This window comes from Pseudomonas sp. LB3P81 (genome assembly GCF_054897965.1).
The window spans coordinates 5,478,640-5,500,220 of sequence record NZ_JBUBVG010000001.1 but is presented as its reverse complement, the minus strand read 5'-3'; the positions used below and the strand labels follow the sequence as shown (position 1 = coordinate 5,500,220).

General features: G+C 57.0%; 18 protein-coding genes. 15 read left to right on the top strand and 3 right to left on the bottom strand.

Annotation, left to right across the window (positions count from 1 at the left end; all coding sequences use genetic code 11):
• Window positions 1-169 precede the first annotated feature (169 nt).
• The 4 genes from ACYZTL_RS25540 to ACYZTL_RS25525 all read left to right on the top strand — a co-directional run bounded on the left by ACYZTL_RS25540 (window position 170) and on the right by ACYZTL_RS25525 (window position 7,873).
• Window positions 170-3,421 carry a calcium-binding protein gene (locus ACYZTL_RS25540; RefSeq protein ID WP_461954064.1) on the top strand — a complete coding sequence of 1,084 codons (3,252 nt, stop codon included), beginning with the start codon at window positions 170-172 and terminating at the stop codon, window positions 3,419-3,421.
• A gap of 40 nt (window positions 3,422-3,461) precedes the next feature.
• Entirely contained in the window at window positions 3,462-5,075 is a 1,614-nt protein-coding gene (locus ACYZTL_RS25535; RefSeq protein WP_461954063.1) for a hypothetical protein, read from the top strand.
• Window positions 5,076-5,336: 261 nt separating this feature from the next.
• Window positions 5,337-5,792, top strand: coding sequence for a hypothetical protein (locus ACYZTL_RS25530; protein WP_461954062.1), 456 nt, complete (start codon window positions 5,337-5,339; stop codon window positions 5,790-5,792).
• Between the two features lie 488 nt (window positions 5,793-6,280).
• Window positions 6,281-7,873 (top strand): hypothetical protein, encoded by a 1,593-nt coding sequence (locus ACYZTL_RS25525; RefSeq protein ID WP_461954061.1) that lies wholly within the window; start codon window positions 6,281-6,283, stop codon window positions 7,871-7,873.
• 102 nt (window positions 7,874-7,975) lie between these two features.
• Here the strand turns inward: ACYZTL_RS25525 and uraH are convergent, their stop codons facing one another.
• Window positions 7,976-8,329, bottom strand: a complete 354-nt coding sequence (uraH, locus tag ACYZTL_RS25520) for a hydroxyisourate hydrolase (protein ID WP_461954060.1) — start codon at window positions 8,327-8,329, stop codon at window positions 7,976-7,978.
• A gap of 420 nt (window positions 8,330-8,749) precedes the next feature.
• On the opposite strand from uraH, the gene puuE reads away from it, so the two are divergent.
• From puuE to ACYZTL_RS25480, 8 genes are all read left to right on the top strand, one after another.
• The gene (gene puuE / locus ACYZTL_RS25515) at window positions 8,750-9,676 is read left to right on the top strand and encodes an allantoinase PuuE (RefSeq protein ID WP_461954059.1); all 927 of its coding nucleotides are present in this window, start codon (window positions 8,750-8,752) and stop codon (window positions 9,674-9,676) included.
• Window positions 9,673-10,188 (top strand): 2-oxo-4-hydroxy-4-carboxy-5-ureidoimidazoline decarboxylase, encoded by a 516-nt coding sequence (uraD, locus tag ACYZTL_RS25510; protein WP_461954058.1) that lies wholly within the window; start codon window positions 9,673-9,675, stop codon window positions 10,186-10,188. The genes puuE and uraD overlap by 4 nt, the downstream gene beginning before the upstream one ends.
• Before the next feature lie 98 nt (window positions 10,189-10,286).
• A complete protein-coding gene (alc, locus tag ACYZTL_RS25505; RefSeq protein WP_461954057.1) occupies window positions 10,287-11,282 on the top strand; it encodes an allantoicase in 996 nt (331 codons plus the stop codon).
• 146 nt (window positions 11,283-11,428) lie between these two features.
• Window positions 11,429-11,932 carry an ureidoglycolate lyase gene (locus ACYZTL_RS25500; RefSeq protein ID WP_109628737.1) on the top strand — a complete coding sequence of 168 codons (504 nt, stop codon included), beginning with the start codon at window positions 11,429-11,431 and terminating at the stop codon, window positions 11,930-11,932.
• A gap of 50 nt (window positions 11,933-11,982) precedes the next feature.
• Window positions 11,983-13,275, top strand: coding sequence for a urate hydroxylase PuuD (locus tag ACYZTL_RS25495; protein WP_461954056.1), 1,293 nt, complete (start codon window positions 11,983-11,985; stop codon window positions 13,273-13,275).
• A gap of 189 nt (window positions 13,276-13,464) precedes the next feature.
• Window positions 13,465-14,823, top strand: a complete 1,359-nt coding sequence (locus ACYZTL_RS25490) for a nucleobase:cation symporter-2 family protein (RefSeq protein ID WP_461954055.1) — start codon at window positions 13,465-13,467, stop codon at window positions 14,821-14,823.
• 171 nt (window positions 14,824-14,994) lie between these two features.
• The gene (locus ACYZTL_RS25485; protein WP_461954054.1) at window positions 14,995-15,780 is read left to right on the top strand and encodes an outer membrane protein OmpK; all 786 of its coding nucleotides are present in this window, start codon (window positions 14,995-14,997) and stop codon (window positions 15,778-15,780) included.
• A gap of 375 nt (window positions 15,781-16,155) precedes the next feature.
• Window positions 16,156-16,941, top strand: coding sequence for an outer membrane protein OmpK (locus tag ACYZTL_RS25480; RefSeq protein ID WP_461954053.1), 786 nt, complete (start codon window positions 16,156-16,158; stop codon window positions 16,939-16,941).
• A 143-nt stretch (window positions 16,942-17,084) separates the two neighbouring features.
• Here the strand turns inward: ACYZTL_RS25480 and ACYZTL_RS25475 are convergent, their stop codons facing one another.
• A complete protein-coding gene (locus ACYZTL_RS25475) occupies window positions 17,085-18,257 on the bottom strand; it encodes a patatin-like phospholipase family protein (protein WP_461954052.1) in 1,173 nt (390 codons plus the stop codon).
• A 163-nt stretch (window positions 18,258-18,420) separates the two neighbouring features.
• The gene (locus ACYZTL_RS25470) at window positions 18,421-19,353 is read right to left on the bottom strand and encodes a lipid A biosynthesis lauroyl acyltransferase (RefSeq protein WP_461954051.1); all 933 of its coding nucleotides are present in this window, start codon (window positions 19,351-19,353) and stop codon (window positions 18,421-18,423) included.
• 118 nt (window positions 19,354-19,471) lie between these two features.
• Between ACYZTL_RS25470 and minC the strand changes: the two genes are divergently transcribed.
• The 3 genes from minC to minE all read left to right on the top strand — a co-directional run bounded on the left by minC (window position 19,472) and on the right by minE (window position 21,478).
• The gene (gene minC / locus ACYZTL_RS25465) at window positions 19,472-20,209 is read left to right on the top strand and encodes a septum site-determining protein MinC (protein ID WP_461954050.1); all 738 of its coding nucleotides are present in this window, start codon (window positions 19,472-19,474) and stop codon (window positions 20,207-20,209) included.
• Window positions 20,210-20,411: 202 nt separating this feature from the next.
• Window positions 20,412-21,224: a septum site-determining protein MinD gene (minD, locus tag ACYZTL_RS25460; protein ID WP_461954049.1), complete on the top strand. Its 813-nt coding sequence runs from the start codon at window positions 20,412-20,414 to the stop codon at window positions 21,222-21,224.
• Window positions 21,224-21,478 carry a cell division topological specificity factor MinE gene (gene minE, locus ACYZTL_RS25455; RefSeq protein ID WP_007944431.1) on the top strand — a complete coding sequence of 85 codons (255 nt, stop codon included), beginning with the start codon at window positions 21,224-21,226 and terminating at the stop codon, window positions 21,476-21,478. The genes minD and minE overlap by 1 nt, the downstream gene beginning before the upstream one ends.
• The last annotated feature ends 103 nt before the right edge of the window (window positions 21,479-21,581 follow it).

Genomic DNA, 21,581 nt, shown 5'->3' with positions numbered 1-21,581 from the left:
ACAGAATGCCGCGGATGGGCTTCGACGTAGTCCGGTTCCCCTGCGTCCTCGCCTAGTGGAATGTCATCGGCAGAAACACACGCCCTACATAGTTATCGCTTTCTCAACAACGCACTTCCCTACAGTTCGGATCAACGTTTGTTCATAACAGCCCGACAAGGAAGTATGTATGGCACAAGATTTCGCCCTTTCCGACGCAACAGACTACGACGCAATCAAAATCACGGATATTGAACCGCTTTCTTTGGCTGCGGCCGATCAGGAGATCGTCGACTTTATCCACAGCAACGGTAAGTCGACTCTAGAGGAGCAGCGCCCTCGATCCGCCAACAAGCGCGAACGGGTGCTACGGGCCCTGGATCAGCACTACGGGCCGCTCACTATTGGCCAATTTACGGTCAGCCGCATAGAGCTGCATCTGATGAATGCGACGGTTCTCAGCGAGCCTCTGGATATCGACAACACCAACTTTCGCCGCACACCCCAGGCGTTTATCGATGGCTTGCGACTGAACCCGATTGATGTCGAAAGTCGAATCCGGGCGAGCGGTAATGTCGGCGACTACAGGATCCCGACATTGCTGTTCGAAATAGCCACACATCGTTCGATAGGCGCTGCGCCGCTGCTCGATGAGGCGCAAGACAGCCATGCACGGAAGATCGACAGGCTCCTGAAAGCCGCTCAGAAACTGGACATTAGCGATACCCCATTACCCGAAAATGTCCCCGGCTGGGTCAACAAGCAAAAAAGCAAAGCCGTGAACGCCATGGGGGTCGGGCTTCAGGCGTTCGGCATCTACAGCGGTTTGATGGGCATCAGCGATGCCATCAAAAGAGGTGATCGTACCGAAGCGACCATCAGTGGCGGCGCGGTAGTGACGGAAGTCGGTTCGCTGATCATCGAACGAGGCCTGGTGAAAACCGCCCAGGAGATGATCGAAAGCAGCGGTCACATCTACAAGGGTTTTGCCAGGACCCAGTTTGGCCTGCGCCTGTCGCGCGGAGCAGGGTTGATCGCAGGCGCGCTGAGCTTGCCTTTCGACTTTTACTTTGCGGTCAAGGCGTTAAACGACGCCTCCCAGACCACGGGCAAGCAGGCCCTGGATCATTACGTCGCCGCCGGCTTGAGTCTGACCAGCGCCGCGTTGACCTTGATTATTGGCTCGGCGGCGCTGGCTGGCTTTGCCAGTGCTGGCCCGGTGGGAATTGCCGCGGCAGCCATTCTGATCATCGGATCGCAAATCTATAGCGCCGTTCGCCTGGTGGACGATATCGACGATTACATTGAATTGAGTGTCGATGAGCGCTTCATTACCGGGCTTCGTGCAGCTATTTTCATGAGCCCACCGCAGCACATTCAGGACCGGTACACCATTGCCGTAACGAAAGATCAGCAATCGAAAATGCTCACCAAGCGAGCACGAAAGTGGCTCGACGGACAATTGAAGGACACCGTCGAAACCATCGTGAATGGCAAGGTAGAGGTTTCACTGAAAGCCCATCGATTGTTTTGGTTCGAGTGGGATGCCCAAGGACGCGAATCAACGCCCTCAAAAGAGATCAAGGTTCCGGAGATTGAGGGCGGAAACGACCTCATCGACGCTCGTGACGGAGTTCCCGAGGGGCATTCCGGGGTCGTGAAAGGGACAGAGGGTGCAACGAAAGCAACGCTGTGGCTGCTGGGAGGCGGAAACGACGATGTCATTGGTGCTCAAAAAAAACCCAATAATTTCAGCTATGACACGGGCATCAAACAGCTGACTGGAGGTGAGAAGGACGATCAATTCCTGTTCGAGGGAGGTGTGCAGGCACTGAAGGCGCCGCACCTCCAGACAGCAAGCTCTATCAAAGGTTTAGACGGCAACGACACATTGGTATTCAACGGCCATCTGGACGGCCGAGACGCCACTGTCTACCACGGTTTCATTATTGATCTGGAAAGCGGCGTGGTACGCATGGAACACGACGACGGGACTTCTTCCCAGGTCCACACGATGGTGAAAAGTATAGAAAACGTTGAGACGCTGTCCGGTGCCAGTAACGTCGTATATGGGACAAACAGTGCCAACCTGATCGTTTCCAGAGGCAATGACCGAATTTACGGCCGCGATGGCGATGACACGATTTATCTGATGGGCGCTAATGGAAGAGCCTTTGGCAATGCAGGCAAAGACCACTATTACGTTGCCCACAAAAGCGGCACGGTCACCATCAACGAGGACGCTGGGGAAGAAAGCGTCATCTACATAGGCGGGTCGTTTGAAACCATCAAGACATGGTCCATCGAAGACACCTCTCTGATGGTTTCCTCGCTGTGTGGAATAGACGGGGAATTGCCAGAAAGAAAGCTGATCATTAAGGACATTTATAAAACAGAGGGCGACAAACGCCTGCTTCAGGGACAGAAATTACGTTTCGTGACCCTTGACGGGTTTGAACTCACACCTGACTTTCCCGAAGAACTGGACGGTACCGACCACCACAGCATTGAAGTCTTGATTCTGGCGAAAGGAAAAAGGCCGGCGCCATTGATCATCAATCGCCCTGAACATGATTTATCTTACAGCAAACACTCAAACTACTTCATTAATAGAGACACTCCGCAAACCGTCTTCAAAATCACAAAAAAAGACCCCGACGCCCTTAATACGCTTTATATCGATTATGACAGTGCGGACATGACCGACGCACAAGCCACCTACACGATTCACCCCGACACACAGTATGCCAATCACAATGCGACCGTCAGCAACATCACCTTGCAGCTTAACTTTAATAATAAATCAATAAAATTCGACCACTTTACAACGGACGGACACTTCACCTATTCGAACAACCTCCGTTCGAACATAATGACCAGAAAGATCAAATTGAATCACGCATTAATCATGACAATGCGCGACGGTGTGTCTTATCGAATAACCCCTCCTCACATACATCATGCTTACGGAGATACACCGGGCATTGTACGAATAGACGGTTGGGGCATGTTGAAAAAGCGCACAGGAAGCTACCTCTTCCTCCCCCCCGAAGAAAGCAAAGCCATCGTACTCGAGTCTCATCCCCAGGTAGTCGAGCTTCCTGCCTCCTTGCAAAACACAGCAACTGTGCTCCAAGGAAAAGGCTCGGCCTATCATGTAAAATTCGAATCAGACACCCAACTTATAATATCTACACCGGGCGCACTCACAAAAACATCCAACGCATCGACCTGGTACTTATATACGAGCCTCCTGGAACCAAACATTAAAAAGATATTAAAAAACAGGTTACTGATCGGACACACCATCATCCAGCTCCCGGAATACAACGATGACGACACACCGATTGAGGAAATATACATAATCACCGGATTCAACACCCGATATAAAGTCGATCTTGTTTTCGATGAAATCTACCTCCACTCGACCGGATCAAATTAAATCAGCCACACCACGAACAAACCACTGGAGCAATAATGGCATGAAGCCCCCAAAGAAAATTAAAACACCCAACACACCGGAAACGGATCTCCCGGCAAGAAACACCTCTGGCGAAGACGCCACAATACACCGGTTCAACTTACCCGATATCAACATCCCCAACTCTGCCACCAGTTCATCGGGAAGCCGGCGCCCTGAAAGCGAATCCAACAATACCCTGCAACAACCACGGATCGAGGTGGTGGACATATCCACGCAAGGACCGCCCGTAATCGGCGCCGTTGGCGCGACATCCGACATCAACTTTCTGCCCCCTCTTCTGGTACCGAGATTATCTGCGCCCCGTGCCAACGGAATACGTTATGGCCAGCGCAACTCGATGTATGCAGAAATCGAAAATGAAGGTGTAACCCTTGTCCGACGCCGAGAGGATGACGAATACCAGGCGTCTTCGGCAAGCGAACTGAACGCGTCAGGACCTATTCTCGAAAGAATCGCCGGAACCGCCTACTGGCGCAGGAAAAACACAGACGTTGCAGATGACCCTAGTCGCAACCCTCAACCAGGAAGCACTGCGGACGAAAAAGCCGGTCCGAGCACACACAAGCGGCCACGCCTGGATGAAGAGGACGGAAGTCTGGCCGAAGCGCATCCACTTCTCGTGGACCTGCTCAAGCAGCCCACCTCTCCCGTGGATCTGTCTTCAGCTTTATTGCGAAACTGGGGACACTCGACAAAACCCCACTCAGTGGAGTCCCTGGAGATCAACGGGCTTCACTATCGAATCGTGCCCCATGGATCGCCGGAGCAAACTGGAATTGCTTTTCTGGAACACCCCCGGTTTTCGCCTTCACGCTATGAAGCCTTCGAACAGATGCTGCGGGATGATCTATCGCTGCAACCCAAATGGGCAGTTAAAAAGAACGGCCAGTGGGAAGTGCTGGAAAACCGCGTTCCATTCGAAAGGAGCTTGACCGGTTACGTAGCCGAAACCTTCAGGGACTTCTCGGATGAGTCATTGAATAAGGTTGCAAAAACTCTTTTCAATCGAGCCAATGATTCGGACGTTATCAACAGTCAGGGCCTTATGGCCTTGAAACAGACTTTTCGCAACTGGGCTGACGCAGGCATCACCCCTATCCCACGAAGGGAATTGACCGACCCCCTGCTGATGCTGCCCGTCATCCACAGAACGACCCGCACTGGCTGGCTGGCGACCCCCCCTTCCGATGCGGCTGGAACATTGCGCAGGCTGGACTTTACCCCCCGTGAGTTCCTGCCTGAGTGGAATAACTTTAGAGCCAACTCTTCCAATGACAACCTCAAGCGATTGGTAAAAGGTGTGTTGGAACGCAATGGTTATGACGTTTTTCCTTTGACGAATGAACACCAGGGTCCAGCGCTGGTTTTTACCCGTAAGAACCACGATACCGTTTTTTTCCTGAACCTCGACAGTATCGATGGCCATGGAATCAGGGACACCGCTCCGCCGGGCAATGAGCTCTCTGATCCACACCTGAGTACCCGAATCGGTGATCCTGCACAAGATGCACTTCGCACTGCATACGATCAGAACAGAGTGGCCTGGCTGCTGGGTGGCACCCAGACGACCACAGCGGGATGGCAGTCGGTTTTCATTATCAGGGAAGGTTGACACCCACGTCCTGGCTCGCCGGCCATGCCGGCGAGAACGCTCACCCATACAAGCACTCATTCGAAATGACGCGGATTTACAACAGCAGGTTTATCCATGAGTCCAAAACACCCTATTTGTCACAAAGCCCCGGGCACTTCAAATGAAGGTCCCAGCGGCAGACGCGACTCAATACAGGACAATTTTCCCAGGCGCCCTACCGACCCGCTACTCATGCTTCCGGTAACGCCCATGGTTCCAGGACCAGGGACGTCCCGGAGTATGGAGCTTCCTCTGCTTTCGGATCAGGTACCTTTACAGCGACTGGAATTTGACCCGGGCAAGCTCCTGGAGGAGTGGCGATATTTCACCACAACCCAAAATGGCGCAGACCTCAAGCGATTCATGACTAACCTGTTGACGCGCTATGGATACACTGTATTTGCACCAACCAGTGCCGATGCCTGGCCAGCATTGGTGTTCCAGCGAACAGGGCATGATTTTGGGTTCTACATGACCTTGCATCGCGTTCTCGGTAAAAGAATCCATATTCCATCTACCAGCCATCGGGGGTTCTCCCCGGACAGGTTGCCGAAACTAATCGGCCTACCGGCGATGCAAGCAGTTCAAGGCGCCCAAGCGGTGAACAAACTGATCTGGCTGAAAGGTGGGAGTCAGAGTTCAGCAGATCGCCCGGGCTCCATCTTTATCGTGCGATCGGATGATCCAAGGGTTTAAAGCGACATTAAAAAATGGGTTCTTCCCAAGGTTGCGTGAAGAACCCAAAAAATGCCCACAGAGCGAACGCACTGGCAGCCAGGCCCGAATACAAACGTACTGATCATCGTATAAATATGTACCCCACTTGGGTCATTGAGCCTGATTAAGATCGATAGCTCCAATGCCGGGACCTCAGTTCCCGACGACATTGAAGAACCCTATCGATCATCCTTTTCAGAGCACTAATCATGTCCCCCAAGCCGCCAAAACCTCCTGCCCCTACACGCGTTCCCGAGACTCCATCGACATCAAGAGGAACGTCCGCAGGTGACAACACAAACAGTTCCACCATCGTTGCCAACGTTCATGGCATACACGACAGGCATGACAATTTAATACCGCCACCGCGACCCACGGATACATTGCCGGGGAGTATTGCTCATCAACCAACTGTCGCCGTCATTACCGATTTGCCTGTGCATCCGACTGTGTCGCCTGAACTACTGATGTCATGGCCACGCAATCAACTGGATCAACTCATACGCATCGGTGACTCCGGGTTGTACATGAGCAGAGAGAATAAACTGTACGCCGATATAAAAAACACGGGCATCGGCAGAATTGAACCGAATGCAAATGGCGTGTACGCACTTCATTTTCCTTTCGCACCAGACAGACCTGGCCCGATGGTGAAGAAAACAAGGGGGAAGCCACAGTGGGTTGTTTCAAGTCCAGCCCCGGATGCACAAGGCCCGAGCACGTCCAGCCAAGCCACCCACTCAACCGTAAGACTGCTTGATCCGTCTTTTACCAGACTGCTGCCACCTCCCGATGATGAGGGTATTCGCCGCTTCAAATCTCGAAGTTTCGTCGACATTCAAGGTGAAGGCATCGTCATGGTTCGCAGAAATGCGGATGAACATCTGCAGGAAACTACTCCAACCGAGCTCAATCCGAGCGGACCGGTGCTGGAGAAAATAGAAGGAACAACGTCCTGGCGGCGCATGAGTACGACGATAGATCAGTTGGATGACGGGCCGGGGCCCAGCAAACGCCGACGCATTGATCCTGAACCGCTTGACCACTCGACAGATTCCTCCCCGCAAGAATTGCCGCAGATTTTTCCAAGTGACCTGATCAACCCGAATGCCTATCTATGGGCGTCGTGGGGAAAAGTCGAAAAACCTGCTTCCACCGAATCGATCCAGATAGGCGACTTGCATTATCAAGTGGTGCACCAGGGCAAGTATCCCCCTGCGAGTATTGTTTACCTGCAAAACCCGAAATTTGCGCCATCGCGCTTTGAAAACTTCGAAAACATGCTGCTGGACACTCCAGCGCTACAACCTGTGCCGGCTGTTTTAAACGGTCACCAACAATGGGAAGTGCAAGCAAAAACCTATCTGTTTGATAAACCGATGACGCAGTCTGTCGCGGACGCCTTCAATGATTTTACGGAGGTCACATCCACGGCTGTCGCCAGGCAACTCTTTGTACGCTCGGGAGATTCAGAGGTCATCGCCCAGGACGGCTTGTATACCACCTCTGTAACTCTGCACCATTGGAAAAACGCTTCGGGCTTACCTGATCTTGCATTCGAAAACCCACTGGATCTTTTGCCTGTTGCCCCTCGGGCCGACAACGCCGGACAAGTCATCCCGGTGCAACCGCTCGCTTCCACCGATCCGTTGCAACGACTGGATTTCAGCCTCAGCCGTTATCAGACGGAATGGGCACGCTTCTCAGCGACTCCATCTGACGGCGAACTACGGCTGCTGGTCAGCAGCATACTGCGTGGTAATGGCTACGACGTCTTCCCTTTGGGGGAGGATCATCGCCTCCCGAAACTAGTATTCAAACGCGAATTTCACGAAAAAATCTACTTTATGAAACTTGGCAAACTGCAAGGCGATAACATAAAACCAAGCTGGACGCCTGGCTCAGAGCTTTCGGCCCCCAACCTGGAAAATGCCATCGGTCGGGATGCACTGTCCGCACTGCAGCAAGCAGACGCACAAGGGAATGTGGTGTGGTTGCTCGGAGGCCTGAAAACAACAGGAGCCGACGGGGACTTTGTCTTTATCCTCAGGGAGCGCTGATACAGGTCGTATGCCCATAAAAAAGCCCGCAGTGTGAGCGGGCGAAAGACCAAAGAAGCTATATGCGCAGTCGCTTCTCGGAGGAGGCAGCTGCTTGGGGGATCAGCTGCCGCGGTACGTGGAATAGCTATAAGGCGAAATCAGCAACGGCACATGGTAGTGATCCTGTTCCGCAGAGATACCAAACCGCAGCACCACCACATCCAGGAACGCAGGCGTAGGCAGCTGAACGCCACGGGCGCGGTAGTAATCGCCCGCATGAAACTGAACCTGATAGACCCCGGAACGGTAGTCATCACCCTGCAGCAGCGGTGCATCGACACGGCCGTCGCTGTTGGTTATCGCGCTGGCGACCCATTCCAGTTGCGAGCCTTCAACGCGGTACAACTCGACCTTGATCGAGCTGCCCGGGCAACCGTGTGCAGCGTCCAAAACGTGTGTAGTCAAACGTCCCATTGATTCTGCGCGCCTGCCTGCGTGGAGCAGTCAGGCCTCGCGCCTCCCGAAGTCAGTTGAAAAGGAGACCGCACCGATTCGGAGCACGAAACGCTGCGGCGAGCGACTGATTAAGACACTTTTCAAAAAAATTGTACACAATAAAAACGACATTTTTTATGCTGCCCCCGCCAACCGGGGATTTGCAGTGACTCTGCCGTTAAACCATATGATCAATGGACCTTCCATCTATTAGCTGACCAATCAGGCAGGTTTCTTGCACTATCATCTGAAGATGACAACTGATGAAAAATGCGAAAATTCAGGCTTACAAATTGGATATAAAGTTGTATACAATCAGCCCATCGCTGTGACGCCAGCCTGTCTTCCCACTTCCAGGCACGCCACACAATCTGTCAACGAATAAGAAGGAAGACTGCAGTGAGCGCTGACTACCCACGCGACCTGATCGGTTACGGCAGTAACCCTCCTCACCCACACTGGCCGGGCAACGCCCGCATCGCCCTGTCCTTCGTGCTCAATTACGAAGAAGGCGGCGAACGCAATATCCTGCACGGCGATAAAGAATCCGAAGCCTTCCTTTCGGAAATGGTCTCGGCGCAGCCGCTGCAAGGCGCGCGCAACATGAGTATGGAATCCCTTTACGAGTATGGCAGCCGCGCCGGCGTCTGGCGGGTTCTGAAGCTGTTCAAGGAATTCGACATTCCGCTGACCATCTTCGCCGTGGCCATGGCCGCCCAGCGTCACCCGGATGTGATCCGCGCGATGGTCGAGGCCGGTCACGAGATCTGCAGCCACGGCTACCGCTGGATCGACTATCAGTACATGGACGAAGCGCAGGAACGCGAGCACATGCTCGAAGCGATCCGCGTCCTCACCGAAATCACCGGTGAACGCCCACTGGGCTGGTACACCGGCCGCACCGGTCCGAACACCCGTCGCCTGGTGATGGAAGAAGGCGGTTTCCTCTACGACAGCGACACCTACGACGACGACCTGCCCTACTGGGAACCGAACAACCCGACCGGCAAGCCGCATTTGGTGATCCCGTACACCCTGGACACCAACGACATGCGCTTCACCCAGGTCCAGGGTTTCAACAAGGGCGACGATTTCTTCGAGTACCTGAAAGACGCGTTCGATGTGCTGTACGCCGAAGGCGCCGAAGCACCGAAGATGCTGTCGATCGGCCTGCACTGCCGGCTGATCGGCCGTCCGGCGCGCCTGGCCTCGCTCAAACGCTTTATCGAATACGCTAAAAGTCATGAACAGGTGTGGTTCAGCCGTCGCGTCGACATCGCTCGCCACTGGCACGCAACCCACCCGTACCAAGGGGCTGCCCAATGAGCACCTTTCAAACCCTGAAGCCCTCGAGCCTGAGCCGCGACGCGTTCGTCGCCGCTTTCGCCGACATCTACGAACATTCGCCATGGGTGGCCGAGAAGGCCTTCGACCTGGGCCAGGACGCGTCGATCGACGAGATCGAAACCCTGCACCAGCGCATGAGCGACATCCTGTTGAGCGCCGATCATGCAAGCCAGCTTGAACTGATCAACGCTCACCCGGACCTGGCCGGCAAAGCCGCCGTCCAGGGCGAACTGACCGAAGCCAGCACCAACGAACAGGCTGGCGCCGGTATTCACCAATGCACGGCCGAAGAGTTCCAGCGCTTCACCGAGCTGAACGACGCCTACAAGGCCAAGTTCAAGTTTCCCTTCATCATGGCGGTAAAAGGCAGCAACCGGCATCAGATCCTCGCGGCGTTCGAAACGCGCATTCACAACCCGGCAGATACCGAATTCAAATGCGCGCTGGCGGAGATCAACAAGATCGCCCTGTTCCGATTACTGACCCTATAGCGAGCAGCCCTTGTAAAAAGCCCGGGTGTTCAGAACGCGAAAGAACCCAAGGGCACTGCAAGCATCCCAAGCCAACTAATTAAAGGCAGACAAGAAGAATGAAAGCTTACGCCGTACCTTTCGAGAAGTTCGTCAACCTGGCCGACGCCCGCCTGGGCACCAAAATCATCTCGGTCACCGATGACTGGTTCGCAGACGCCAACCGCCTGTTCCAGCCGACCCCGGCCGTATGGAAGGAGGGCGTGTTCGATGACAACGGCAAGTGGATGGACGGCTGGGAATCGCGCCGCAAGCGCTTCGAAGGCTACGACAGCGCCGTGATCCGTCTGGGCGTACCGGGCTCGATCAAAGGCGTAGACATCGACACTTCATTCTTCACCGGCAACTTCCCGCCGTCGGCTTCGCTGGAAGCCTGCTTCCTGGCCTCGGGCGAACCGGACGACAACACCCAGTGGACTGAAGTGCTGTCGGCCGTCGAGCTGCAAGGCAACAGCCACCACTACCACGAAATCAATAATGATCAGGCCTTCAGCCACCTGCGCTTCAACATCTACCCGGATGGTGGCGTGGCCCGTCTGCGTGTCTACGGTATTCCGTTCCGCGACTGGTCCACTGTCGGCGACAACGAGCAGGTTGACCTGGCCGCAGCCCTGAACGGTGGCCGCGCCCTCGCCTGTTCCGACGAACACTTCGGCCGCATGAGCAACATCCTCAACCCGGGCCGTGGCATCAACATGGGCGACGGCTGGGAAACCGCACGTCGTCGCACGCCGGGCAATGACTGGGTGATCGTCGCACTGGGTCATGCCGGCGAGATCGAGAAAGTCATCGTCGACACCTTGCACTTCAAGGGCAACTACCCGGACACCTGCTCGATCCAGGGCGCGTTCGTCAAGGGCGGCACCGACAGCCAGATCGAAACCCAATCGCTGTTCTGGCGCGAATTGCTGCCAGCGCAGAAACTGGAAATGCACGCCGAACACACCTTTGCCGAGCAGATCAAGGCACTGGGCCCGATCACCCACATCCGCCTGAACGTGTTCCCGGATGGCGGTGTGAGCCGCCTGCGTGTATTGGGCAAGGTCGCTAAATAAGCGCTGAACCTGTGGCGAGGGAGCTTGCTCCCGCTGGGTCGCGAAGCGGCCCTCAAAATGGGACTGCTACGCAGTCCAGCGGGAGCAAGCTCCCTCGCCACAAAAAGCAGAACTAACAACACAGAATTCAAGGTAAGAAGACCAGCATGCGCACACTGACGATTGAACCGCTGACCAAAGAAGCCTTCGCCCCTTTCGGTGACGTGATCGAAACCGACGGCAGCGATCACTTCATGATCAACAACGGTTCAACCATGCGCTTCCACAAACTGGCGACGGTGCAAACCGCCACGCCAGAGGACAACGCGATCATCAGCATTTTCCGCGCCGATGCGCAGGACATGCCGCTGACCGTCTGCATGCTGGAGCGTCACCCGCTGGGCAGCCAGGCTTTCATTCCGCTGCTCGGCAACCCCTTTCTGATCGTGGTCGCGCCACTTGGCGATGAACCTGTATCAGGCTTGGTCCGCGCCTTCGTCACCAACGGCAGGCAGGGCATCAATTACCATCGCGGCGTTTGGCACCATCCGGTGCTGACGATCGAAAAGCGGGATGACTTCCTGGTGGTTGATCGCAGTGGCACAGGCAATAACTGCGATGAGCATTTTTTCAAAGAGGATGAGCGTTTGATCCTCGCCCCCCACCAATAAGAGAAGGTCTGATCACTCGACAACAGAGTGACAGGCGAGAGGTAAAGACTGTGGAAGCACATCTGTTGGAATGGCTGAACCTGAGCGTGCGCTGGGTTCACATGATTACTGGCGTGGCCTGGATCGGTGCGTCGTTCTATTTCGTCTGGCTGGAAAACAACCTCAATCGGGTCAACCCGAAAAGCGGTCTGGCCGGCGATCTGTGGGCGATCCACGGCGGCGGTATCTACCACCTGGAAAAATACAAACTGGCCCCACCGACCATGCCGGACAACCTGCACTGGTTCAAATGGGAAGCCTACTTCACCTGGATGTCGGGGATCGCGCTGCTGTGTGTGGTGTTCTACTCCAACCCGACGCTGTACCTGCTGGCACCGGGCAGCAGCCTGACCGGCCCTGAAGGTGTTGCCCTGGGCATTGCCTCGTTGTTCGTCGGCTGGTTCGTCTACTCCTTCCTCTGCGACTCGGCCTTGGGCAAACGCCCTGCCTTGCTCGGCTTCATTCTGTTCGTGCTGATCATCGGCGCCGCGTACGGCTTCAGCAAAGTGTTCAGCGGTCGTGGCGCGTACCTGCACGTCGGCGCGATCATCGGCACCATCATGGTCGGCAACGTGTTCCGCATCATCATGCCGGCGCAGCGCGCACTGGTGGCGGCGATTGCCGAGAACCGCACGCCGGATCCGGCGCTGCCGGCCAAAGGCTTGCTGCGTTCGCGTCACAACAACTACTTCACCTTGCCGGTGCTGTTCATCATGATCAGCAACCACTTCCCCAGCACCTACGGCAGTCAGTACAACTGGCTGATCCTGGCCGGGATCGCGGTGCTGGCGGTGTTGGTGCGTCACTACTTCAACACCCGTCACGACAGCCACAAGTTTGCCTGGACCCTGCCCGTCGCAGCAGTGGGCATGATCTGCCTGGCTTACGTGACTGGCCCGGCACAAATGCCGAGCGCACCTGAAGTGGCCAAGGCGCCTGGCACCATCGAGTACCAGCCGTTGCCGGAAACGGCCCTCGGTGGCGGCGCCAAACCTGCCGCCGCGAAGCCTGCTGAAGCACCGGTCCAGGCTGCAAACGCCGGCCCGAGTTTCGACAAGGTGCACAGCGTGATCCAGGAACGTTGCTCGGTTTGCCACTCGGCCAAACCGACCAGCCCGCTGTTCAGCTCGGCACCGGCCGGCGTGATGTTCGACACTCCCGAGCAGATCCGCCAGAACGCGGCGCGCATCCAGGCTCAAGCCGTCACCAGCCAGATCATGCCACTGGGCAACATCACCCAGATGACCCAGCAGGAACGCGACCTGATCGGCGCGTGGATTGTGCAGGGAGCCCCGACCAACTAAGCAACACAAAAGCCTGTGACAAGCGGGCTTTTGTGGCGAGGGAGCTTGCTCCCGCTGGGTCGCGAAGCGGCCCCATTTCCTGTGAAAAAGAAAGGGGACTGCTGCGCAGTCCAGCGGGAGCAAGCTCCCTCGCCACAGGTCTCCCCTGATGCACAAAATCACAAGAATAAAAAAGATCCGAGGTGTTGCATGTCCGAGCTATCCGAAGCGCGCATCCCCGACGCACCCGCCATTCAGCGTTTGCCCCTTTTGCAACTGATCCTGGTCGGTCTGCAACATGTTTTGCTGATGTACGGCGGAGCCATCGCGGTGCCGCTGATCATCGGACAGGCCGCTGGCCTGAGTCGTGAAGAAATCGCCTTCCTGATCAACGCCGACCTGCTGGTCGCCGGCATCGCCACCCTCGTGCAATCGCTGGGCATCGGCCCGATGGGCATCCGCATGCCGGTCATGATGGGCGCCAGTTTCGCTGCCGTCGGCAGCATGGTCGCCATGGCCGGCATGTCCGGCATCGGTCTGCAGGGCATCTTCGGCGCGACCATCGCCGCCGGGTTCTTCGGCATGCTCATTGCGCCGTTCATGTCCAAAGTCGTGCGCTTCTTCCCGCCTCTGGTGACTGGCACGGTCATCACCTCGATCGGTTTGTCGCTGTTCCCCGTGGCCGTGAATTGGGCGGGCGGCGGTGCCGGCGCCGCTCAATTCGGTTCACCGATTTACCTGGCCATCGCCGCGCTGGTGCTGGCCACCATCCTGCTGGTCCATCGCTTCATGCGCGGCTTCTGGGTCAACATTTCCGTGCTGATCGGCATGTGTCTGGGCTACGTGATCTGCGGGCTGATCGGCATGGTCGACCTCAGCGGCATGGCTCAGGCGCCCTGGCTGCAGATCGTCACCCCGCTGCACTTCGGCATGCCGAAGTTTGAACTCGCACCGATTCTTTCGATGTGCCTGGTGGTGGTGATCATCTTCGTCGAGTCCACCGGGATGTTCCTCGCACTGGGCAAGATCACCGGTCAGGAAGTCTGCCCGCGGATGCTGCGTCGCGGCTTGTTGTGCGATGCCGGTGCTTCGTTTTTCGCCGGTTTCTTCAACACCTTCACTCACTCTTCTTTCGCGCAGAACATCGGCCTGGTGCAGATGACCGGCGTGCGCTGCCGCTCGGTAACCATCGTCGCCGGCGGGTTGCTGATCGTATTGAGCCTGCTGCCAAAAGCCGCGTTCCTGGTGGCTTCGATTCCCCCCGCCGTGCTTGGCGGCGCCGCGATTGCGATGTTCGGCATGGTCGCCGCCACCGGGATCAAGATTCTTCAGGAAGCCGACATTGGTGACCGTCGCAACCAGTTGCTGGTAGCGGTGAGCATCGGCATGGGGTTGATTCCGGTGGTGCGTCCGGAGTTTTTTGCGCACTTGCCACTGTGGATGAGTCCGATCACCCACAGTGGAATTGCCATGGCGACGTTGAGCGCCTTGGCGCTGAACCTGCTGTTCAACATCCTCGGCGGCCGCGAACGCGCGGCGATCAACAACTGCCCCGCCCACCCCCACTAACAGGCAACGACACAAAACCCTGTAGGAGCGAGCTTGCTCGCGATGGACTCCAGAGCACCGTGTTTACCCAGAAGACACGCGTCATCGTTAGCGACCATCGCGAGCAAGCTCGCTCCTACAGGGTTGGTGGCTGCGTGCGCCTTGAACAATAAAAACAAGAGGGAGCAACAGATGATTCGGACACAGACAAACATGCTGTTGGGCGGTGGTCTCCTGGCCGCCAGCCAAGCCATGGCCGGCGATTTATTGCTGTGGCAGACCAACAGCCTGAGCTATTTGTACGGCAAGAATTTCGCGATCAACCCGTCGATCCAGCAGACGGTGACGTTCGAGCACGCCGACAAATGGAAGTATGGCGACAACTTCCTGTTCGTCGACAAGATCTTCTACAACGGCCAGGAAGACCGCAACAAAGGCCCGCACGCTTTCTACGGCGAGTTCAGCCCCCGCCTCTCCTTCGGCAAGATCCTCGACCGCCGGTTCGAATACGGCCCGATCAAGGACGTGCTGCTGGCCATGACTTACGAGTATGGCGAAGGCGACAGCGAGGCCTATCTGATCGGCCCCGGTTTCGACCTCGCAGTGCCGGGCTTCAACTATTTCACGTTGAACTTCTATCGCCGCCAGACCGAAGGCCCGCGCCCCGGCGATGGTGCCTGGCAGATCACACCCGCCTGGTCCTACAGCATTCCCCTGGGCAACTCGGACCTGTTGATCGACGGTTATCTGGACTGGGTAATGGACAACGATCAGAACTCGCGCGGCACTTACCACGCCAACCTGCACATCAATCCGCAAATCAAATATGACCTCGGCAAAGCCTTGGGCTGGAGTCAGAAACAGTTCTACATCGGCACCGAATACAGCTACTGGAAGAACAAGTACGGGGTCGAAAACAGCTCGAACCTGGACACCAATCAAAACACCGCGAGCCTGCTGGTGAAGGTGCACTTCTAACATGCCCCGCAACCGTGCCCCAAACCTATCGTCGGTGCGCTGTTGCGGGGCACTTGAGACCTGGCCAAAGAGTCAGTATTCTCCGCGGCCGCCTGAATCCGCTTTAAAAAAAAGCCCGGATTTAATTCCTGACCAGAAAGCCAACTTATCCCGGCTCTGGACGGTATCAAGGCATTCCAACCCCCCTCTCATTCGACGGTTCTTGAGCCGCCGAACGGGAGTTTTTTGGTTTTTCGAAAGCCTTGGCGCAGCTCTTGCTAACAGCAATGAAGCTGACCGATTGGATGATTTTTACCGCTACAGAAAAAAGGCGCCACACCAGAGCGCCGACCTTAAAAAAACAACGTGAAACACCTACTTTTTTGGAGCAACCGAATGAAACGTACGTGCACTAGCCTGATGCTGGCGGGATCCTTGCTGGCCGGGGGCCAGGCAATGGCCGGCGACTTGCTGCAGTGGCAGAACAACAGCCTGTCCTACCTGTATGGCAAGGACTTCCAGGTCAACCCGCGCATTCAGCAGACCGTGACGTTCGAACACGCCGATGGCTGGAAATATGGGGACAACTTCTTCTTCGTCGACAAGATCTTCTACAACGGCGACAAGGACTTCAACGCCGGCCCGAACACCTATTACGGTGAGTTCAGCCCTCGTATTTCCCTGGGCAAAGTCCTCGACCAGAAGATCGGGTTCGGCCCGGTCAAAGACGTCCTGCTGGCGATGACCTACGAGTTCGGTGAAGGCGATACCGAGTCCTACCTGATCGGTCCGGGTTTCGACCTTGCCATCCCTGGCTTCGACTACTTCCAGCTGAACTTCTACCAGCGTCACACTGAAGGCAGCCGTGCGGGCGACAACGTCTGGCAAATCACCCCGGCCTGGTCCTACACCATCCCGGTCGGCGATTCGAGCATCCTGATCGATGGTTTCATTGACTGGGTGGTCGACAACGACTCCAACTCCAAAGGCGACTACCACGCCAACCTGCACTTCAACCCACAGGTTAAATACGACTTGGGTAAAGCACTGAGCCTGGGTGAGAAGCAGTTGTATGTAGGTGTGGAGTACGACTATTGGTCGGACAAGTACGGGATTCAAGACAGCCAGTACTTCAAGACTGATCAGAGCACTACGAGCTTCCTGGTGAAGTTCCACTTCTGATCCAGCGGCGTCTGTGAGGACGCCTTCGTCGGAACGCCGCCCGGGGCAAGCCCGCTCCCACAGGTTCTGTATCGTTCACTTACTTGGCGGACGACACAAAACCTGTGGGAGCGGGCTTGCTCGCGAAGGCCGCACCGCCAATCTCAAGCCGGAATCACCGGCTCCGCCAACCCGAGAAAACGACACAACTCCCCGCGCTTGGCCAACGCATCCCGCCGCCCCAGATCAATCAACTCGCTGCAATACCCCGCCTCGAACAGCAGATAACTCAACACCCCCGCCCCACTGGTCTTGGTCGCCCCCGGCCCCCGCAGAAACAGACGCAACGCCGCCGGCAACTCCTGACGGTGACGTGCAGCTATTTCATCGATCGGCTGGCTCGGCGAAATCACCAGCACCTCCACCGGCGCGACACCGAGCGCACGGGTCGGTGTGCCGTCGGGCATCAGATGGCTGAACTGATTGAGCCGTTGCAGCAACTCGATGTCGCTTTCCAGGCTGTCAATGAACGTACTGTTGAGCATGTGCCCGCCGATCTGCGCGAGCGTCGGTTGCTGGCCGGTGTAGGCGCGTTGCAACGGTTGCTCCGGGTCAACCCCGCGCGGGTTGCCGCTGACGCCCACCACCAGCACGCGGCTAGCGCCCAAGTGCAGGGCCGGGCTGATCGGTGCCGATTGGCGTACCGCGCCATCGCCGAAATACTCTTCACCGATTTTGACCGGCGCAAACAGCAGTGGAATGGCGGAGCTGGCGAGCAAGTGCTCGACGGTCAACTGTGTGGGAACGCCGATGCGTCGATGACGCAACCACGCGTCGATGGTTTTACCGCCCTGGTAGAACGTCACGGCCTGACCGGATTCATAGCCGAACGCGGTGACCGCGATGGCCTGCAATTGCTTCTGCGCGATGGCTTCGGCGATGCCGGTCATGTGCAGTTTGTCGTTGAGCAACCCGCGCAGCGGCGAACTGTTGAGCAAGGCTACCGGCACCTGAGCGCCGATGCCGAGCAAACTGTGGCTGACAAACCGGCTGGCCTGACGGATCACGCCCGGCCAATCGCTGCGTAACACCAGATGACTACGGAAACCCTGCCAAAAGGCGGTCAGACGCTCGATCGCACCACGGAAATCCATCGCCCCGCTGGCGAGGCTGACCGCGTTGATCGCCCCGGCCGAGGTGCCGACGATCACCGGGAACGGATTGCTGGCGCCCTCCGGCAACAGTTCGGCAATCGCCGCCAGAACGCCGACCTGATAGGCCGCCCGAGCCCCGCCGCCGGAAAGAATCAACCCTGTAACCGGTTCGCCTGGACTCATGCGCAACGCTCCATGGTGCTTGATGGGATTTCATCGCCCTACCTCTTCCCTTGTAGGAGCGAGCTCGCTCGCGAAGGTCGTCAACGATGACGTTTGCAGCCTGACACCCCGCAGTGGTCTCAAGTTTTTCGCGAGCGAGCTCGCTCCTACAGGGGATCGTGATTCAACCGCGTTTTGCGTACAGCTTGGGTTCGCCCGGCGGACGGCTCTTGAAGCGGCGATGGGCCCAGAGGTATTGCTCCGGGCAGTCGCGTAGGACGCCTTCGATCCATTGATTGATCCGCAGGCAATCGGCCTCTTCGGTCTCCCCGGGGAAACCCTCGAGCGGCGCATGGATCACCAGTCGATAGCCGCTGCCGTCCGCCAGACGCTCCTGGGTGAACGGCACCACCAGCGCCTTGCCCAGCCGCGCAAACTTGCTGGTCGCGGTCACAGTCGCAGCCTGAATCCCGAACAGCGGCACGAAGATGCTTTGCTTGGCGCCATAGTCCTGATCCGGTGCGTACCAGATCGCCCGGCCGGCCCGTAGCAACTTGAGCATGCCGCGCACGTCTTCGCGCTCCACGGCCAGCGAGTCGAGGTTATGCCGCTCGCGGCCATTGCGCTGGATGTAATCGAACAGCGGGTTCTTGTGCTCGCGGTACATGCCGTCGATGGTGTGTTGTTGACCAAGCAACGCCGCGCCGATTTCCAGCGTGGTGAAATGCACGGCCATCAGAATCACCCCTTTGCCGTCGTGCTGGGCTTTCTTCAGATGCTCCAGCCCTTCGACGTGGGCCAGTTTCGCCAGACGCTCCCGGGACCACCACCAGCTCATGGCCATTTCAAAGAAAGCGATGCCGGTGGAGGCAAAGTTTTCCTTGAGCAGGCGTTTGCGCTCGGCGGAGGATTTTTCCGGGAAGCACAGTTCCAGGTTGCGCTTGGCGATGCGCCGTCGGTCGCCCGCCGCGCGATACATCAATGCACCGAGGCCGCGGCCGATAAACAGCAACGCCGGGTATGGCAATTGAACGATCAGCCACAACAGCCCCAAGCCACACCACAGCGGCCAGAAACGCGGCATCAGAAATGCTTTTTGAAAACGCGGGCGATCCATTAAAGGTTCCGGAAAGACAATGGCCGCGCATTCTACATCGTTCGACCCGGCTTGCGGCTGGCGAGCGTTCTCGTTATAAGTCTCGACACTTTTAGTGACAAGCCGTTGTATGCCGACCATGAGCCAAACCGACCCGCTAGACCAAGATCCCGTGTTCCAGTTGAAGGGCAGCATGCTCGCCATTACGGTGCTGGAGCTGGCCCGCAACGACCTCGAGAGCCTCGATCGGCAACTGGCCGCCAAAGTTGCCCAGGCGCCTGGCTTCTTCAGCAACGCGCCGCTGGTACTGGCGCTGGACAAGCTTCCGGCCAGCGAAGGCGCGGTCGATCTGCCAGGCCTGATGCGCGTCTGTCGCCAGCACGGCCTGCGCACCCTGGCGATCCGCGCCAGCCGCATCGAAGACATCGCCGCCGCCATCGCGGTCGACTTGCCGGTGCTGCCGCCGTCCGGCGCCCGCGAGCGGCCGCTGGACCCGCTTGAGGGCGTCGTGGCGAAGAAACCGGAAAAACCGCCGGCACCGACGATCAAACCGACGAAAATCATCACTTCGCCCGTTCGCGGCGGCCAGCAGATTTATGCGCAGGGTTGCGACCTCGTCGTGATCTCGTCGGTCAGCCCGGGGGCGGAACTTCTCGCCGACGGTAACATCCATGTATACGGCCCGATGCGCGGCCGTGTATTGGCTGGGGTCAAAGGCGACACGAAAGCCAGAATTTTCTGTCAGCAAATGAGCGCTGAGCTAGTCTCCATCGCAGGTCACTATAAGGTTTCGGAAGATCTGCGGCGCGACCCTTTATGGGGCGCAGGCGTACAGGTCAGCCTGTCGGGCGATGTGTTGAACATCATTCGGCTTTAACGGATACTGCCGCATTTTCCAAGCATCTCTAAAACGTAGCGAAAACGGCTCAAACGAAGTAGGAAAAAGGCCAAAAACAGTGTTTACCGGGGGTAAACGCGGTTCAGGGCCGGATTCCAGCCAAGGCTGTCCGACTGCAGTCGTTTTTTTCAGAGATGTTTTTCAGGGGCTAAATGTCCTTTTTCCTTAGGGGTGAAACACCTTGGCCAAGATTCTAGTGGTTACATCCGGCAAGGGTGGTGTGGGTAAGACCACCACCAGTGCTGCTATCGGTACCGGCCTCGCACTGCGCGGTCACAAAACAGTTATCGTCGACTTCGACGTCGGTTTGCGTAACCTCGACCTGATCATGGGTTGCGAGCGTCGCGTCGTGTATGACTTCGTCAACGTGGTCAACGGCGAAGCCAACCTGCAACAGGCCCTGATCAAAGACAAACGCCTGGAAAACCTCTACGTACTGGCCGCCAGTCAGACCCGCGACAAAGACGCGCTGACCGTCGAAGGCGTGGAAAAAGTCCTGATGGCGTTGAAGGAAGACTTCGAATTCGTGGTCTGCGACTCCCCGGCCGGCATCGAGAAAGGTGCTCACCTGGCCATGTACTTCGCCGATGAAGCAGTCGTCGTGACCAACCCGGAAGTGTCCTCGGTTCGTGACTCGGACCGCATGCTGGGCCTGCTGGCCAGCAAATCGCGGCGCGCTGAAAACGGCGAAGAGCCGATCAAGGAACACTTGCTGCTGACCCGCTACAACCCGCAACGCGTCAGTGACGGCGAAATGCTCGGCGTCGAAGACGTCAAGGAAATTCTCGCCGTGACCCTGCTGGGTGTGATCCCTGAGTCCCAAGCGGTACTCAAGGCATCCAACTCCGGCGTGCCGGTGATCCTCGACGACCAGAGCGACGCCGGCCAGGCGTATAGCGATGCCGTCGATCGCCTGCTGGGCAAAACCGTGGAACATCGGTTTCTCGATGTGACGAAGAAAGGATTCTTTGAGCGTCTGTTTGGAGGCCGGTAATGAATATTTTTGACTTCTTTCGTGCTAACAAGAAGCCAAGTACCGCCTCGGTAGCGAAAGAGCGTCTACAGATCATCGTGGCGCATGAACGCGGCCAACGCAGTACGCCGGACTACCTGCCCGCCTTGCAGAAGGAATTGGTCGAGGTGATCCGCAAGTACGTCAATATCGGGTCCGATGACGTGCACGTCGCCCTGGAAAACCAGGGTAGCTGCTCGATTCTGGAACTCAATATCACCCTACCAGATCGCTGAGTCGATCTGGCTGGAGCCACGGCGGCTCAGGCCCTTCGAGCCTTTGTAGGAGCTGCCGCAGGCTGCGATCTTTTGATCTTGTTTTTAAAGCAAAATCAAAAGA